Annotated in this window: 16 protein-coding genes; 6 read left to right on the top strand and 10 right to left on the bottom strand. The window is 64.1% G+C overall.

Annotated elements, in window-relative coordinates:
• Positions 1 to 132 precede the first annotated feature (132 nt).
• From AC1DYW_RS14960 to AC1DYW_RS14920, 9 genes are all read right to left on the bottom strand, one after another.
• On the bottom strand, positions 133 to 1,245 hold the full coding sequence (locus AC1DYW_RS14960; protein ID WP_457152561.1) for a tetratricopeptide repeat protein: 1,113 nt from the start codon (positions 1,243 to 1,245) through the stop codon (positions 133 to 135).
• The gene (gene ku, locus AC1DYW_RS14955; RefSeq protein ID WP_457152560.1) at positions 1,242 to 2,150 is read right to left on the bottom strand and encodes a non-homologous end joining protein Ku; all 909 of its coding nucleotides are present in this window, start codon (positions 2,148 to 2,150) and stop codon (positions 1,242 to 1,244) included. The genes AC1DYW_RS14960 and ku overlap by 4 nt, the downstream gene beginning before the upstream one ends.
• A 204-nt stretch (positions 2,151 to 2,354) precedes the next feature.
• A complete protein-coding gene (gene ligD, locus AC1DYW_RS14950; RefSeq protein WP_477226729.1) occupies positions 2,355 to 4,847 on the bottom strand; it encodes a DNA ligase D in 2,493 nt (830 codons plus the stop codon).
• Positions 4,848 to 4,908: 61 nt separating this feature from the next.
• Positions 4,909 to 5,133, bottom strand: a complete 225-nt coding sequence (locus AC1DYW_RS14945; protein ID WP_184875376.1) for a hypothetical protein — start codon at positions 5,131 to 5,133, stop codon at positions 4,909 to 4,911.
• Between the two features lie 121 nt (positions 5,134 to 5,254).
• Positions 5,255 to 5,407, bottom strand: coding sequence for a Flp family type IVb pilin (locus AC1DYW_RS14940; RefSeq protein ID WP_477227081.1), 153 nt, complete (start codon positions 5,405 to 5,407; stop codon positions 5,255 to 5,257).
• 201 nt (positions 5,408 to 5,608) lie between these two features.
• The gene (locus tag AC1DYW_RS14935; RefSeq protein WP_477226728.1) at positions 5,609 to 6,826 is read right to left on the bottom strand and encodes a GNAT family N-acetyltransferase; all 1,218 of its coding nucleotides are present in this window, start codon (positions 6,824 to 6,826) and stop codon (positions 5,609 to 5,611) included.
• A 156-nt stretch (positions 6,827 to 6,982) separates the two neighbouring features.
• Positions 6,983 to 8,227, bottom strand: coding sequence for a GNAT family N-acetyltransferase (locus tag AC1DYW_RS14930; RefSeq protein WP_477226727.1), 1,245 nt, complete (start codon positions 8,225 to 8,227; stop codon positions 6,983 to 6,985).
• 3 nt (positions 8,228 to 8,230) lie between these two features.
• Positions 8,231 to 9,544 (bottom strand): MATE family efflux transporter, encoded by a 1,314-nt coding sequence (locus AC1DYW_RS14925; RefSeq protein ID WP_477226726.1) that lies wholly within the window; start codon positions 9,542 to 9,544, stop codon positions 8,231 to 8,233.
• Complete coding sequence (locus tag AC1DYW_RS14920; RefSeq protein ID WP_477226725.1) at positions 9,541 to 10,710, bottom strand: glycosyltransferase family 4 protein; 1,170 nt, start codon at positions 10,708 to 10,710, stop codon at positions 9,541 to 9,543. The genes AC1DYW_RS14925 and AC1DYW_RS14920 overlap by 4 nt, the downstream gene beginning before the upstream one ends.
• A 314-nt stretch (positions 10,711 to 11,024) precedes the next feature.
• Between AC1DYW_RS14920 and AC1DYW_RS14915 the strand changes: the two genes are divergently transcribed.
• From AC1DYW_RS14915 to gloA2, 4 genes are all read left to right on the top strand, one after another.
• On the top strand, positions 11,025 to 12,194 hold the full coding sequence (locus AC1DYW_RS14915) for a DUF1972 domain-containing protein (protein ID WP_477226724.1): 1,170 nt from the start codon (positions 11,025 to 11,027) through the stop codon (positions 12,192 to 12,194).
• Positions 12,191 to 13,447, top strand: coding sequence for a glycoside hydrolase family 5 protein (locus tag AC1DYW_RS14910; RefSeq protein ID WP_477226723.1), 1,257 nt, complete (start codon positions 12,191 to 12,193; stop codon positions 13,445 to 13,447). Before AC1DYW_RS14915 ends, AC1DYW_RS14910 begins: the two co-directional genes overlap by 4 nt.
• Positions 13,448 to 13,710: 263 nt before the next feature.
• Positions 13,711 to 13,944 carry a hypothetical protein gene (locus tag AC1DYW_RS14905; protein WP_095091204.1) on the top strand — a complete coding sequence of 78 codons (234 nt, stop codon included), beginning with the start codon at positions 13,711 to 13,713 and terminating at the stop codon, positions 13,942 to 13,944.
• 168 nt (positions 13,945 to 14,112) lie between these two features.
• The gene (gloA2, locus tag AC1DYW_RS14900) at positions 14,113 to 14,496 is read left to right on the top strand and encodes an SMU1112c/YaeR family gloxylase I-like metalloprotein (protein ID WP_477226722.1); all 384 of its coding nucleotides are present in this window, start codon (positions 14,113 to 14,115) and stop codon (positions 14,494 to 14,496) included.
• Positions 14,497 to 14,695: 199 nt separating this feature from the next.
• Here gloA2 and AC1DYW_RS14895 read toward each other — a convergent pair whose 3' ends face one another.
• Positions 14,696 to 15,598 (bottom strand): LysR family transcriptional regulator, encoded by a 903-nt coding sequence (locus AC1DYW_RS14895; protein WP_477226721.1) that lies wholly within the window; start codon positions 15,596 to 15,598, stop codon positions 14,696 to 14,698.
• 131 nt (positions 15,599 to 15,729) lie between these two features.
• Between AC1DYW_RS14895 and AC1DYW_RS14890 the strand changes: the two genes are divergently transcribed.
• Positions 15,730 to 16,455 carry an SDR family NAD(P)-dependent oxidoreductase gene (locus AC1DYW_RS14890; RefSeq protein ID WP_457152335.1) on the top strand — a complete coding sequence of 242 codons (726 nt, stop codon included), beginning with the start codon at positions 15,730 to 15,732 and terminating at the stop codon, positions 16,453 to 16,455.
• Positions 16,449 to 16,934, top strand: coding sequence for a RidA family protein (locus tag AC1DYW_RS14885; protein ID WP_457152334.1), 486 nt, complete (start codon positions 16,449 to 16,451; stop codon positions 16,932 to 16,934). The genes AC1DYW_RS14890 and AC1DYW_RS14885 overlap by 7 nt, the downstream gene beginning before the upstream one ends.
• Positions 16,935 to 17,044: the final 110 nt, after the last annotated feature.

Below are 17,044 nucleotides of genomic sequence, written 5' to 3'. Positions count from 1 at the left end.
GCAGCTTTGACGTTCCGCTCAATGTCCAACGTTGGCGATTGGGGAAAGCGGTGGCGACATCCAATCTCCCCCATTGCGGGGGAGATGTCCGGCAGGACAGAGGGGGGTGTTCAAGCGCCAGCATCAATCCCCTCACCCAGCCGTCCGCGCCAGTTGCAGATCCACGAACTGCACCCCCTTGGCCGCCACGCGCGCCCATTCGGAATCCGTGTCGAGTTCGAGATAGCGCGCCCAGTTGCGGCGCGCCTCTGGCAGATTGCCGGCGTCGAATTCCAGCCGGGCCAGATTGAACACCGGATCGGCGTAGGTCTTGTCGAGCGCGATCGCCTTCTGGAGGTGCCTTCGCGCTGAAGCCTCGCGGCCTTGCTCGCTCATCAGCCCGGCAAGATTGAACCACGCCTCGACGAAGGCCGGATCGAGCTTTATCGCGCGGGCATAATCGTGCGCGGCTTCCCTCCCGTGCCCGCCGGCGCGCAGGCAGTTGGCGCGGTTGAAGGCGGCAATGGCATCCGTAGGGTCGATGGTGAGACAGCGCTGGTAGAGCACCGCCGCCGCGTCATGGTCGCCGCCCTCCTCCGCCGCTTCGGCCTCGGCGAACAGCTCTTCCAGCGTGTCGTCGCCCTCTGAACCGGCGTTGCCCAGATCGAACAGCAATTGTCCGTCGAGCTCGCTCTGGCCGCCCTCGAGATAGATCGCGTCGGGCCGCCCATGCTGCGAGCCGACATTGAGCGACTTGGCGGTCAGCGAAGCCACCGGGCCCGAGCGATGCACGGAACGCGCTATCGCGCCCCACGTTGCACCCCCGGCCACCAGCCCGGCATATTTGCGCGCCAGGATCAGGTCGCGGAAAGAATAGGGTTCGCGGTCATGCTCGAAAGCATCGAACAGCGACAACAGATCGAGGTCGGCGCCGGACAGCCGCGACTGCTCGATCAACGATTGCCTGGAGAGCGAGGACGCCTCCGGGGCCGTCATCAACCCGAGCAGGCGCAGGAATCCGTTCTCGCTGATTGGCGTCCGCCCGGCGGTCCGCTCGGCGGCGACGCGGCGCTCGATCTCGGCATCGCCGGCGTTTGCCAGATGGGTCCGCCCGAACACGACATGCGTGGTGCGCCTGGTGACACCGCGCCGCAACTGGCCGTGCTGGCGCTCGACCTCGCGTGCCGCCAGCCTGAGCGGAAACGCCGCCAGCGCGCCGATTGTGCCGAAGACGGCCCCCGGGACCAAACCGGCCTGTGCCGTCATTTCTTGCTCTTGCCGACCGCCTTCAGCAGATTGGCCTTCAGCGGATTTTCAACAGCACCGCCCGCTGCCGCCTTGACCTTGGCCGCCGGCTTGGCGACCTCGTCGGCCTTGCTCTTCGACTTGGCCGGCGGCTTCGACTGCGACAGGCTGGCCTTCAGCGCGTCCATCAAATTGATGACATTGCCGCGCTCGGGGGCGGCTGCAATGATCGGCTTGTGGCCCTTCAGCTTCTCGCGAATCATCGCCATCAGTGCGATCTCGTAGCGATCCTCATAGTTCTTCGGATCGAAGGTGGTTTCCTTCTGCTTGATCAGCGCCTCGGCCAGCTGCAGCATTTCCGCATCGGGTTTTCCGGCCGGAATGTTGCCGAAATACTCAGCTGTTCCACGCACTTCGTTCGGGTTTCTCAAGGTACACACGAACATGCCGTTCTCGCGCGCGCCGATCGTGACCACGCGCTCGCGGCTGGACAGCACCAGCCGTGCGATCGCCAGCTTGCCGGATTTGCGCATCGCTTCGCGCAGCACCGCGAAGGTTTCCTCCGCCATCGCGCCGTCGGGCGCGAGGTAATAGGGCGCGTCCTGATAGATGACGTCGACCTCGCCCTCGTCGACAAAAGCCTCGATGTTCATCGTGTGGTTGGACTCGATGCGCACCGCGTCGAGGTCTGCGTCATCGATGATGATGTACTGCTTGTCCTCGTATTCGTAGCCCTTGACCAGATCCGAACGCTCGACCAACCCCAGTTCCGGATCGACCGGCTTCATGTTGATGCGGTTGTGGGTCTTCTTGTGCAGCTGGTTGAAACTGATGCGTTCGCTCGCGCTGGTGGCGGGGTATAGCCGCACCGGACAGCTGACGAGGCTGAGCTTGAGGTAACCTTTCCAACTTGCCCTGGGCGCCATGAAACACTCCTACGCGGCCATGCACTGTCACACCTGTGCAGCGCTGTTCGTCCGAAGGACGAGCGACGCCACTGAAATCCTACACCGACCCCGCACAATACAGGCAAATCCCTGACGAAATCTTTTAGGTCGGCACAGGGTCGAGGGCGGAGAATAATTCAAATTGTCGGGACCGTCGATGGACTTGGGTGCCTCGCCCCCGTTTCATGGGCGCGAGGAACCCAACTTCGGAAGGGGCAAATCCCGCGCGAACTCATCGATCTCCGCCCATGGATCGCCGGATGTCGCCAAGAGCCCCGGCAGCGAGGAATAGTTCAGATCCTGCGGTGCATCGATCGACTCCAGATCCGCCCAGCTCACCGGTGTCGAGGCCGGCAGATTGGTGCGGGCCCGCAGCGAATAAGGAGCGGCCGAGGTGTGGCCGCGCGCGTTGCGATGATAGTCGATGAAGATGCGCTTCTTGCGGTTGTCCTTGCCCATGGTGGTGGTGAAGGTGTCGGGGGCGGTTGCCGCAAGATGCGTGGCGATGGCGCTGGTCGCCTGGTGCAGCTTCTTCCAGTTCTGCTTGCCCGTCACCGGCACGGTGATGTGGATGCCGCTGCCGCCCGAGGTCTTGGCGAAGGGCACCAGCCCCAGCCCCTCGAGCTCGCCCTTGATATGCACCGCCGCCTCGACCACCTCGCGCCACGAAATCCCCTCGCCCGGGTCGAGGTCGAAGACGATCTGGTCGGGCTTGTCGAGACTGGTGCGATGCGTGCCCCAGGTGTGGAATTCGACGACGCCGAACTGCGCCAGCGCCAGATAGCCCTTGGCGCCTTCGACCGAGAGATAGGACTTTGTCTCGCCCTCGGAATTGGTCGCCTCGAAGGTCACCACCGAGGGCGGCATGCCGGTGAAGGCATGGCGCTGGAAGAAGCAGTCCTTCGGCAGGCCGGTCGGACAGCGCACCAGCGACACCGGCCGTCCCAGAATGTGCGGCAGCATGAAGTCGCCGACCAGCGCGTAGTAGACGGCGATGTCGAGCTTGGTTGGTCCGGTCTTGCCGAACAGCCGCCGCGTCGGGTTGGTCACCCAGATGGTGGCGAGGTCGGCCTCCGAGATCAGCCGCTTGCGTTTGGCCGATACCGGCGTCGACAGGCCGACATCCCTCAAGCCGCGAAACACCGCGTGGCGCAGCGCATTGTCCGCGGTGCGGTTGGCATAGTGGATATGCGCCGAAAACAGCGGCCGCACCCAGTGCATCTCGCGCATGATCTCGCGCGGCACCCCTTCGGGCGCCGTCGCGCCTGATGTGAGCGGCCCCAGCCTGGCAAGCAATTCAGCAGCGGTCCCGGTATCGAAGCCGGTGCCGACCTTGCCGCGATAGTGCAGTTCGCCGTCCTCGAACTCGGCAAGCCCGAGGGCTGCCAGCCCCTCGGCGGCATCCGAGACAGTGTAGCCGGCGATGACGAAGTCGTCGGTCTGGAGCGCCTTGGTCTTGGTCCAGCTTTTGGTGCGGCCGCTCTGGTAGGTCGCGGAGGCGCGCTTGGAGACGACGCCTTCCAGCCCGAGTTCCGACGCCTGGTCGTAGAGCCCCTGGCCCGAGCCTTCGACATGGTCGGAGAACTGGATGGCGGAATTGGCGCCGAGGCCGGACAACATCTGTGCCAGCAGCGCCTTGCGCCGGACCAGCGGCGCCTTGGTCAGGTCCCAGCCGTCGAGATGAAGCAGATCGAAGGCATAGAAATGCAGTCTGCTGCCGGCGCCTCCAGCCAGCGCCTCCTGCAACAGCGCGAAGCGGCTGATGCCCTTGGCATCAAGCACGACGATCTCGCCGTCGATGATGGCGCCGCGGCACGGCAGTTTGGCGAAGGCATACGGCAGGTCGCCATAGCGCTTCGTCCAGTCGATGCCGCCGCGCGTGATCAGCCTGACCACGCCGTCCGCGAGATGCGCCATGGTGCGGTAGCCGTCGAATTTGATCTCGTGCAGCCAGACCTCTCCGGTGTCCTCGCCATCGGGCGGCTTTGGCACCTGCGTCGCCAGTTGCGGCTCGATGCGGCCGAGTGCCGGCGCCTTGAATGCGCCCGGCAGCGTGCCCGGCTTCAGCGAACCCGGCTTGGGCTTGGCCGCCGGTTGAACGGCCGCCACCAGCTCCTCGATGCGCTTGCCGGACTTCACGCTTTTCGGCCGAGCTTCCAGAATGTCGAGCGCGGTGTCGGCGGCAAGGTCGCGCTCCTTGAACAGCAGCCAGTTCTTCTTGTTCTCGTCCTCGCCGGGTTTTGGTTTGAGCCTGGTCAGCATCCAGCCGCCATTCAGCTTCTCACCGGCCAGCCGAAACTTGAAGGCGCCGGTCCGCAGGCTCTTCTCGACATCGTCCATCGGCGCCCAGCTGCCAGTGTCCCAGACGATCATGGGGCCGCCGCCATATTCGCCCTCGGGGATGACGCCCTCGAAGTCGATATATTCCAGCGGATGATCCTCGGTCTCGACCGCCAGCCGCTTGTCTGCCGGATTGAGTGACGGCCCGCGCGGCACCGCCCAGCTCTTCAGCACGCCGCCGACCTGCAGCCTGAGATCATAGTGATCGGCGGTGGCGTGATGCTTGTGGACGACGAAGCGGTTGCCTTCGCCGGCGACGAGCCCGCCGGCGGGTTCCGGCGTTTTCGAGAATTCGCGCTTGGCGCGATAGGCTTTGAGCTTGGGTGGGGTTGTCATGGCATGGATCGAAGCGCGGCCGCCAGATGCAAGCGTCCCGACAGGGCGCAGCTTTTGAGTCTCAATCGTCGGTGGCCGGCGTCAACTCGAGCTCGGCCGGCGACAGGCCTTGCTGCAGTTGGGCGAGCCGGAATTCGTCGACCCAGTAGGCTTCGCCGTCGACCAGCACGCGCGCCTGATAGGCGCCGGCCGAAAAACTCTGCGCGGTGATGTAGACCTTGTGGCGGTCGAGCGCCTTGCGCACCGCGGAGCGCTTTGCATTCTGGCCGATGACGGGACTGAACATGACGCTGCCCTCGGTCGCCCCGACACCCACATGGCCGCGGTCCGCAGCCTGGCGACTGGAGTTAAGGATGACGGAGACCCGCCGTCCTGTCAATTTCGCGGAGACGAACCAGGCCCGAGGCTTACGACCCGCTGCTGTTGACCGCGTTGCCGATCACCTTGAATTTGGTGTTGACCGCATTGCCGAGCGCGCCGGCGCCGGCGATGATGGCGAGTGCGATCAAGGCGGCGATCAGGCCATACTCGATGGCAGTCGCGCCGGATTCGTCGCGGATGAAACGGGAAAATAATTTTGCATATTATTCCTGTCTTCTAATCCCTCTCGCATCCAATAAACCCTACTGATTGCAGTTCGGTTAAAATTTGACCAAGCTATTGAAGGTGCTCGGACCCCGGCTTGAATCAAAACATCAAGTCGTGGGGCTGCCTGCTGCCGGAGGCGGGACTGATCGAACCCTCGCCTCGGAGAACTGGCTTCAGTCCTTCAATCGCCGCAGGCGGCGCGCCATGCCTTGGATGGTCTTGAGCAGCTGTGGTCTCGTGCGCACGTAACGCTCAGCTCGGCTGCGAAACAGGATGGCGGCATTCGCCCCCCTGCCCCGCAGTGTCATCGGTTCGCAAATCTCGGACAGAACCGAATTCGCGGCACCAATATGTTCCTTGTAGCCCTGACCGCCGACCGACAGGTCGAAGTAATCGAATCCCCGCTCGCGCCCCCACATCATCAGCTTGGCAATCGTCGTCAGGCCGGGTGACACGTTGGCGACCGCATCCTTGTCGATCGCAAGCAGGATGCCATGAAGAGTGCCTTTTCTGGCCAGCACGAGCATGGAGGCAAGCCAGGCTTGTCCGACGCGCAGTCCAAAGAGCCGCACCGATCCGTCGGACAGGCCCTGGAGGGCCGCGTTCCGGTAGAAGTCGACGGCCGATTGCTGCGTCAGGAGATCGAAACGCGCAAGCTCGCGAAAGCGCTTCAGCCGCAGCTCAAGCAGCGTGCCGAAGAGCTCCTCCGTCAGGGCGGGCGTGTCGGCCTCTACCAGGCTGAGGCCGCCCAGTTGTTCAAAGCGGCGGCAGTGCTTGCGGAAGTCCTTGGCGAAGGACGGCCTGCAAATGCGCTTGATGAGATCCTCGGGCTCGCCGTGCAAGACGAGGCCCGAGGCGACCTGGATGGAATCGCGCGTCGCCGAAAGCAGAGCCAGCGGATTTGCCACGCCAAAGACCTGTTGCGGGATACCGGCGATGTGGATGCGATCCACCGGCGGCAGCACCGAACAGACTGCCGCCCAGGCGGCTTCGGCGCCCTGCCTGGTCCACGGGCTGGCATCCGCCAGCAGCGGCGCGGAATAGTCGCAGACGCCGCAGCTCAGCCATTCGACCACATAGTGGCGGTAGGCCCTGCGCCGCATCAGCGGCACCAGCATTCTGGGCTCGCCGGTCGCGGCCTCGCTCACCTCGACGACGAGCAGTTCCGCACTCTTGGGCATCAGCCGCGTGGCGATCCCTTCGGCCCAAGCGTAATGCTGATGGGCGGTGCAGATGCCATTGGCCTGCCACTCCAGCCAAAGCGGCTTGACCGCCTCGAGGCTGGTGTGCAGCCGCGCCGTGTAGACACGTTCGGCGGCATCGGCAGTGGCAGCAGGAGCAGAAGCCTGCGCCGCCGATATCGGTGCCCTCCGCATTGCCTGGCTCGACATATCTGCCTCCCACCTTTCTCCCGCGACGACCGGATAGGGTCGCCGGCGATCCTGTTTTCAGCCGCATGGACCCCGCCTACCCGCGTTCTTCCAGACCAGACAGGCGCATCAGCGCGACCCTCTTTGGTATGGATCAAGCGCGAAATGCGGCCGCGCTCAGCCCTTCGACCTGCGCAAGCCACGCACTACGCCCTGGGCGGTCTTGAGCAGCCGCGGATGAGACCGCACGAAAAGCTCGGCCCGATCGCGAAGCGAAGCGACGGCTGCTACGCCCTTGCCGAGCGGCGTCAGCGTTTCGTCGATCTTGGCCAAAACCGAACTCACGGCGCCGAACTGTTCCTTGTAGGGCTGGCTGCCGACCGATAGGTCGAAATAGTCGAACCCCTGCCGCAGTCCCCACGCCATCAGTTCGCCCATGAGCCCCAGGCCCGGTGAGGCGTTGGGCACCACCTCCAGGTCCATTCCGATCAGCAGGGCATGCAATGTGCCTTGCCGGACCAGCATATACTGGACAGAGACCCAATCCTCGCCGACCCGCAGTCCGAAGATCCGCACCGATCCGTCAGACAGGCCCTGGAGCGCTGCGTTTCGGTAGAAATCGACAACCGCCGGCTGCGCCAGGAGATCGAAACGCCCCAGTTGGCGAAACCGCTTGAGCCGCATCTCGACCAGGGCGCCGAAGACGAGATCTACCAAGGCCGGCGTGTTGGCCTCGATCATATCCACGGTGCCGTGCCGTTCGAGCCGGCGCCAGTCCTTGTAGTAGGTTTTGACGAAGGACGGTCTGCCATGGCGCTTGATCAGGGTCGCCGGGTCGCCATCCAGCACGAGGCCGGATGTGATCAGGCTGGACTCTTGCGCGACCGCCAGAAGCGCCAGTGGATTGGCCACTCCATAGACCTGCCGTGGAATTCCCGTGATATGGATGCGGTCCGCGCGCGGCAGGATGGAGCGCACCGCCGCCCACGCCGCTTCGGCGGCCTGCGGGGTCCACTGGTTCCTGTCCGACAGAAGCGGCGCCGAATAATCGCAGACGCCGCAGCTCAACCATTCGATCACGCGATGTCCGAGCCTCGATCGCCGCATCAACGGCACCAGCATCTTGAATTCGCCGGTCCCGGCGTCGGTCACCCCGACGATGAGCAGCTCGGCGCCGTCAGGCACCAGCCGTTTGACGATCCCCTCGACCCATGCATGGAGCTGATGGGCGGAGCACGTCCCATTCGCCTGGCATTGAAGCCAGAGCGGCTTGACGGCCTCGAGACTGGTGTGCAGCCGCGCCGTGTAGGTTCCCACCGCGATGCTTCGGGAAGCATCGCTAGCTTGCCCGGCCGGTACTGGCGCTCCAGCGGTCGGCGCATCGGGCGGCGCAGTCGTCAACGTCTGGATCGACACGTCCATCTCCTACCTTTTTCCCGTGGCGAGCGGGGCGGGTTCGGTGCGTCGCCACGATTTCGGCTGGCTGTCATGCCGGCCATCCGCGCCCTCAAGCGCGAGTATGTGGCGGTGAGCGAAATACCATGAGGCCACGAGCACGACGGTCTCGGAGACCGCGGCACCTGCAAGCGACCATGACGGGGAAGCGATAGCGAGCAGGATTGCGATCAAGACCAGGCCAACGACCGCGCCGGCCGTTGTGATGAACGCCACGACCCGGAATTCGCCGAGTATCTCGAGGACGATGCGCGGCATGATGTAGAGCATGATCGGTACGAAGTTCGCCACGGCGAGAAGGCCAATGACGCTGACCGAAGCTCCCGCGAGCGACTGGGATTTTATCGTCGGCAGGACAAACAGGATGCAGGCTCCGTAAACCAGGCTGCCGAGCCCCATGACAAGCGACCATAGCTTGGCATGCATCCACACGCGCCTGACTTCATTGTTCCCCATCATCTTGGCAAGCTCGGGCTGCAGCATGTTCACAAAGGCCAGGCTGACGATGCGCAGTGGGGCAAAAAGGACGATAACCGCCGCGATGGGCGCATAGGCCGCCGGACCGGCAATGCCCGCGACCAGCAGCGCCAGGCACTGCCCCTGGATGTTGGTGGTCGTCGCGCTGAATCCCGACCAGCGCAGTTGGCGCCAGAGCCTGGCATAGCGTCGCCGCACGGGCGCTCGGAAACTGACGCGAAGCGGACGGGGCGCCAGGCGTGCAAGCACCGCTATGCCGATCACATTGGCCGCTGCAAGGGCATAGAACACCATTTGCAGCACGTTCGGCGCCGTCAAGATCGCCAGTGCGGCCATTGCGGCACCGGCAACCGTGAAGGCGAAATCGCTTATGCTGACGACCACCTGTTGGCGCCGCGCGAAGAATGCCGTGCGCATATGGCTGCGCAGCGACCACGCCCCGACGAAGCAACCGGCGGCGATACTGCCCGCGTCACCCCACAGCAGCATCAGCAGCGCGGTCGCGGCGCCCATGATCGACGCGACGACGACCGCGGCCCCTCCAAACGTCACGTCGTGCGCGTCGACGCCGGCCCTGTTGGTGCTCTTGCCCATCCAAATGCTGGCCGGGATGGCAGTCAGTGATCTGATGTAGGACAGGCCAACGCCCCCCATCACCATCGCGATGGCGAAGATGCCGTAGCCTTCCGCCGACAGCTCGTGCAGCAGGGTGATGTTCAACGCGAAGTGAAAGCCGCTCTGTATGGCTTCGCCGCCGATCATCAGCACAAGGCGCCGCAGCAGATGGCCTGGAAACACGAACTTCACGGACTGGTCTCCGCTTCGCGGGCGGCATGCGCCCGGCCAGGCTTCGCCAGCGCCACCCTCAACTTGTCGGTAGCGATCGCCGCGATCGCCGCCGCCGCCACCGGCTCGCTGAAAATCTCCTCGTATCGCAACCGGCCTGCGGCGACGAAACCGCGCCAGTCATCTGGCCGAAGGACGATCTCCCGCAGTTTGTCGGCAAGGGCGGCCGGGTCGCCGGGCGGAACATGCCAGCCGGTCTCGCCATCGCTGACCACTTCGACCAGGCCGCCAATGGCAGACACCAGCGGCGGACGGCCATAGGCCATCGCCTCGATGGCGACGCGCCCCAGCGATTCGGGACGCCGCGACGGCACGGTGACGATGTCGGCCCAGCGGTAATGCGCCGAGGGGTCCGTTACGACCGGCAACACGCTGACCCGTTCGGCCAGGCCCATGCTTTCGACCAGTTCGGCCAGCGCGCGTTCGCGCTCTACGCTTTCGAAGGCGCCGCCGACCAGCCGCACCTCGATCCTCGACCGCAATTCCGGTGACATCGAAGCGATCGCCTGGAGCAGAACCTCCTGGCCCTTGATCCTGTTGACGCGGCCGAGCAGCAGCACCCGCAAAGGGCGCTTGCCGTCATAAGTCATTGGCTCGGCCGCCGCCGGCCCCGCGACACCGTTGTAGACGACATGCGTGCGCGAGACCTTGGGATCGCCGAACGCGGCGCGTGTCGCGCGCGAGTTGAAGATGAGATCCGCATGGCTCCAGCGCATCAGGCCGACGAGTATCCTGCGCATGACGCCTTCGGGGATCTCGTGGATATGCAGGATGGCCTTGTCGGGGAGAAGGCGCGCGGCCAGCGCATAGTCGGCGACGATCGAGGTGTTGACGTAGGTGAGATCACAATCCCGGAGGCGCCGCCATGCCCGAAGCGCGGCCATCGGCAATCGCGCCATCTCGACCGTCGCCAGCCGCAGGATGGCCTGGCGCCTCAGCACCCAGAGCGGCTCGAAGACGATGCGGCTGGCATGGCGTTCCAGGATCTGCACGATCGGCCCGCTGCGCGGCAGCACCACCTCGATGTCGGCGGACGGAAACGCGGCGCGCAGCGCAGCAACGCTCTCCGCGAAGCTGCGGTCGGAACCATAGAGTTCATAGCCCTGATGAACGCAGGCAATCCGCATCTTTGTATCCCGCCAGGTGCCGCAGCCATCGCACCAGGCGCTGGAATGCGGGAACCTTTTCGCAAGAACCATGCCTGATTGATCCGCCCGACTGGCGGACGCCCAATCCCTGGCAATGCCTCGTTTCGACACAGATACGCACAGAAGGGTTGACCGATAATGAAACAACCACGGGGTTCAATACAGTTTTTTTACAACCCCGCGCGATGATCATCCGCCCGAACGCCGAAATCGTCGGATGGCATGGAAGTTGCCCATCCGATCTGATGATGCAGCAATCGCTAATATATAAAGTTCCGAAAGTGCCAGCGGCCATGAAACCAGAGACGCCTGCCATTCTGATCCTGGGGACGCGCGGCATACCCGCTGCCCATGGCGGCTTTGAAACCTTCGCCGAAAGACTGGCATTTTTTCTTGCCGGGCGCGGCTGGAAGGTCGGCGTCTATTGCCAGGAGGAGGTCGCGCGGATCGACCAGCGGGTACGCAGCGAAACCTGGCGGGGCATCGAACTCATCCACGTCCAGGTTGCGTCGAAAGGGCCGCGCGCGACCTTGGAATTCGATTGGCAATGTGTGCGCGACGCCGCCAGGCGGCCGGGCGTCTGCCTGGTGCTCGGCTACAACGGCGCGATTTTCCTGACCTGGCTCAGGCTGAAGGGGCGCAAGATCTTCACCAATATGGACGGCATCGAGTGGCGACGCCCCAAATGGGGGATGGCGGCGCGCAGCTGGTTCTGGCTCAACGAATGGATCGGCGCCTGGGCCTCGCATCGCCTGGTCGCCGATCATCCCGCCATCGCGGACCATCTGGCGACGCGCCGGCCGCGGAGCGCCATCGCCACCATCGCCTATGGCGCCGATCCGGTGACATCGGCGCCCGAAGCGCCGGTCCGGGCCCTGGGCCTGGAGCCGGGGCGCTATCTGATCTCGATCGCGCGCATCGAACCCGACAACAACATTCTGCCGATCGTCGAAGCCTTTTGCAGCCGCAAGCGCGACATGAAGCTGGTGGTGCTCGGGACGCTGACCGACGAAATCCCCTATCATGTCGCCGTCCGCAAGGCGGCGAACGGATCGGTGGTTCTGCCGGGCGCCATCTACGACCAGGCGACTGTGAAGGCATTACGCTATCACGCACGAGCCTATCTGCATGGCCATACCGTCGGCGGCACCAACCCGTCGCTGGTCGAGGCGCTGGCGGCCGGCAACATGGTGATCGCGCACGACAATCCGTTCAATCGCTGGACCGCGGGTGCCGCCGCGATCTACTTCACCGACACCGACAGTTGCGCCGAGCGGATGCAACAGGCGCAGGACGATGACGCCCTGGTCAGGAATTGCGGCATCGCGGCAAGGGCCCGCGCCCGCGAAGCCTTCCGCTGGGAGGATGTCCTGGCTGCCTATGAGCGTGAAGCCTATCGGCTTCTCGGTGTCACCGCCGACGACGCCGTCGCGGCCAATCGCGCATCGCCCGGCACTGCATGAAGGTCTGGTCGCGCCGGCGGGTGCTGCGGACGGCGCTGTCGACCGCGGCACTTGGCTCTCTCCCGATCGCGCCGTTCGCCCGCGCCGCAGAGCCTCCCTTTCGGCGCGGCGTCAACGCCTGGCCCTGGTTCTCGCTGACACGTGAATTCCCGGCGCCGCGGACCGACTACGGCTGGCCGCCCTTCCAGGCACAGCGGCCGGTTCCGACCACGGACGACCTACGTCGGTTGCGCGACACCGGGCTCGATTTCATCCGCCTGCCGGTCGATCCCGGCCCGTTCCTGGCGGCCGACGCCACCACGCGTGGCCTGTTGCTGGACATGCTGGACGCGGCGGTCAGCGCCACCCTCGATGCGGGCCTCGGCATCATCGTCAACGTGCAGGCCAATGGCGCCACCCATTACTGGAATCCCGACCGCATGGTCGCCAGCGTCACCGCGCCCGCCTTCGATCTCTATCGCGGGCTGGTCGGCGAACTCGCCGGCAGGCTGGAGCGCTTCCAGCCCGGCAAGGTGGCGCTCGAAGCCGTCAACGAGCCGCCGCAGGCCTGCGCTTCGGACGTCTGGTCGCAGGTCCAGCTCGCGCTTCTGACCGCGGCAAGGGCATCGGCTGCAACCTTGCCGCTGGTGGTCACCGGAGGCTGCGGCTCGATGGTCGGCGGGCTGACCGCGCTCGATCCGGTGCCGCTGTCGCCGTTCGAGCCGATCCTGTTCACCTTCCACTTCTATGAGCCCTATCTGTTCAGCCATCAGGGCGCGCCGTGGATGCGCGAGCCCGTCTACCGCTCGCTCAACAACGTGCCGTGGCCGGCGTCCGCCGGCTCATTGGAAGCGACGCTGGCGTCGGTCAGGGCGCGCATGGCGCAGGATACCGAAACGACGGATGAGGCCAAGAAAGCCGCTTATGCGGAAACCGAGCGCGTGCTGAAGGTCTATTTCGACGCCCAGCCCGGCCGGCGCTTTGTCGATAAATATCTCCGCCAGGTTCGCGCCTGGGGCAACAGTCACGGCCTTGCGCCGGAACGCATCATCATGGGTGAGTTCGGCGCGCTGCGCACCGACGCCCGCTATGTGGCGGCGCCAAATCCCGATCGGGCGCGCTACATCGCCGATGTGCGCCAGGGCGCCGAGGATCTCGGCTTTGGCTGGGCATTCTGGAATCTCTTCGACGGCATGGGGATGATGGACGACACCACACGAGCGCTCGACCCGGATATCATCGCGGCACTTGGCCTGACCATGCCGGCGGACTAGGGTCAAAACCCAATCACTCCGAACGAGTTCGGCCCGCAGCCGACTTTACGTTCCCCATGGCGCGATTGGCAACTTTGCGCCGCAAGTTGGACGTAGTGTCCAATTTTGCGGTTGCCCGAAAGCAGACATCTCCAGCGACCATCTTGGGGGTCGGGATGCGCCAGGATCGCGCTATGCCGGTAGAGACGACTTCAATCTCATCGGTATCGCCAGAGCCGCGAAACTGTGGTAGCCGCCGCTCAACCAACCAAAGGACGACACCAGTGAACGAACCGACCGTGGCCCAGGCGACCGAAAGTATCTATGTCTCGCTCCGGGCGGACAATGCCGACATCGACGCACATATCGCGACGCTAAAGGCGGCGCTGACACGAGAAGGGGTAAAACAGGCGGTGTTCGATCCGACCAAGTTGGCGCAGAACAACCGCTCGGGCCGCAAGTTGATGCAGGCTTATTTTCGCCAGCGCGGCGTGAGCGTGAAGTTTTCGGACCAGTAGAGCCGCGCGCGGGTCTCAAGCGCGTCGGCGGCAACATCATGCCGCCGATTGGGCGCAGATGAAAATTCGTATGGACGAGGCGATCCTGGCGAACGGCGACATCAACAAAATGCCGCGCACCCGATGGCGACCTTGGCCTCAAATCCCAGCTTGGCTAGAGTTCGTGGCATGCTGAACGCCATTCACCACGTCGCGCTCATCTGCACCGACTACGATCGGTCGCGACGGTTCTACGTCGAACTCCTCGGCCTCGATCTGATCCGGGAGGTCTATCGGGAGGAGCGGCAGTCATGGAAGGCCGATCTGCGGATCGGATCCGTCCAGCTGGAATTGTTCTCCTTCCCTGCACCAGTGATGCGGCCGTCCCATCCAGAGGCGACAGGCCTGAGACATCTGGCATTTGCCGTGGAGAATCTTGATCCCGTAATCATGCGCCTGGAAGCCGCCGGCGTTCCCGTCGAGCCAATCCGGATCGACCCATATACAGAGCAACGGTTTACCTTTTTCAGCGACCCGGATGGATTGCCGCTGGAACTCTACGAAGCCCCATAAGGAACGGTTCGCTTTCGCGACCACGTCATCGGAGGTGGGAACGGCACTCGGCAGATCCGCCAACTCGGATGCGTCACCGGGGCTCCTTGCCACGGGCCAGGAGGCCGACCGCTCCGCGCCGACGCGGCACTGCGGGAAGCTCTACATTTGGCTGTCTGGATGAAATTGAGGCCACGCTATCCTATGATAGCCGCCGTGGTCATCGCAGCGGAATCCAAAGGGGACTCTTCCAGGCCTTCAGTTCCTCGAGAAATACCTGCAGCTTCGCCGGCAGAAATCGGCGTGTCGGATAGACGGCGTGCACGAAGATTTCCGGCGACGACCAATCAGGAAGAAGCCGCACGAGTTCTCCGCTCGCGATCCGGGCATCGCAATAGGTTGATGGCAGCAGGCCGATGCCGTGGCCCCTATAGGTGAAAGCGCTCACTGCCTGGAAATCTCTCGCCGCCACCGACCCGGTGACGTGGAGCTTGATGGATTTCTTGCCGCTGACCAGATGCCATTCCACCTCGTTGTTGCGCGCCTGCAGGAGGACGCATTGATGCTGGCGCAAATCCTCCGGCCGCGATGGCGGAAGCCGACCGTGCAGATATTCCGGCGCGGCCACGACATAGCGCACGCTCTTTCCGATGCGCTGGGCGATCAGGCTCGAATCCCGCAGTTCGCCGAAGCGGATGGCGACGTCGATGTTCTCGGCTATCAGATCCAGGAACAGGTTGGTGATGAACAGGTCGGCCTGGATACGCGGATAGGTCTTCAGAAACGAGGACAGGAACGCATAGAACGGTTCCTGGCCGAGGATGACCGGCGCTGATATCCGCAGAAGACCCTCCGGCTTCTTCTGGATTTGGGTCAGCACCCGTTCGGCGTCGAAGAGCTGGCTCAGCGGCTCGCTGCATTGATTGAAATAGGCACGGCCCTGCGCCGTCAGGCTGAGCTTGCGTGTCGTCCGCTGCAGCAGGGTCACGCCGAGCCGCTCCTCCAGCGCCGTCACCTTGCGGCTGACGGTGGAGACGGGCATGCCGAGCGCGTGCGCGGCACGGCTGAAGCTTTCGAACTGCGCAACCCTTACGAACACGGCAATGTCGTTCAGATCGGCCATGTCCCGATTTTTGCATAGGTGGAAAACACATTCCAGATATTTCCGCCTAATCGAGAAATCGCGCCTGCACTACATCGGTCCCATTAGGGCAATCCAGCAGCACTGACGCTGCCCACCCTTTGGAGATGAAAATGCAGACGCGGAAAACGGCCGTAATCACAGGGGCTTCTCAGGGCATCGGTGCCGGCCTCACCAACAGCTTTCTCGAAAGGGGCTACAACGTCGTAGCGACCTCGCGGCAGGTCAGCCGGTCGACGGAGCTGAACGCATCCGACCGCCTAGCCCGCGTCGATGGCGACATCGCCGACCCGGATACCGCCAAGACCGTCGTCGAAGCCGCGCTTGCGCGATTCGGTTCGATCGACGCCCTGGTCAACAATGCCGGCATCTTCTTCACCAAGCCCTTCGTCGACTACACGGTCGAAGACTACCGTCGCCTCGCGGCAACGAATCTCGAAGGATTTCTGCACCTCACGCAGCGCGTCGTGCGGCAGATGCTGGCGCAGAAGCGTGGTGGTAGCATCGTCAGCATCACGACACCCCTGGTGGATCGCCCGATCGCCGGTGTGAATGCATCGGTCGCCATGCTGACCAAGGGAGGCATCGAAGCCATGTCGAAGAACATCGCCATGGAATATGCAAAGGAGCAGATCCGTGCCAACACGGTCGCCCCCGGCGTTGTCGACACGCCGTTGCACAAAGACAACCCGAAGGACTTTCTGAACACGCTCTCGCCCATGCACAGCATCTCCGGCGTCCAAGAAATTGCCGATGCGGTGCTCTTCTTGACAGAGGCGCCGCGCATAACCGGGGAGGTGCTGCACGTCGACGGCGGCGCACATCTGGGAAGATGGTGACCTCGATGAGCACGCAAGCCAGTGCAGACCAGCGGCTGAGCGATCTCGGCATCGCGCTCCCTCCGCCGCCCACCCCCTTCGGCGCCTATGTCGAAACCGTGAAGATCGGCAATCTGCTCTATCTGAGCGGCATGCTGCCGGTCGTCGGGCGCGAGCCGCAATATGTCGGACGCGTCGGTGGCGCGCTCTCAGCGGAGGACGGGAGAGAGGCCGCGGAGATTGCTTGTCTTAGCGCCTTATCCGCGGCCAAGGCGCATCTCGGCTCGCTCGCCAAGATAATCGGCGTGGCGAAGCTCGGCGTCTATATCGCGACGGAGGGCGACTTCCGGGACCATCCGAAAGTCGCCGACGGAGCGTCCGAACTCCTCGTCAAGGTGTTCGGCACCGGGATGCTCTCGGGCCGCGTCGTTCTTGGCGTCGCCAGCCTGCCCCTTGGCATGCCGGTCGAAGTCGAGCTCGTCTTTGAAATCGCGGCGTAGGCGAGCAAGGCAGTGCTTTGCAACACATGGAGGGGATTCTCGGCCTCTATGCCTACGCGAGCGAATTCCTCGGCGCGAACCACCAACTTCCGACCTAAACAACGTCCTCA

Source organism: Mesorhizobium sp. P2_D5 (assembly GCF_056404355.1).
The sequence above is the reverse complement of the archived record's forward strand: the minus strand, read 5'-3'. Positions and strand labels throughout refer to the sequence as shown.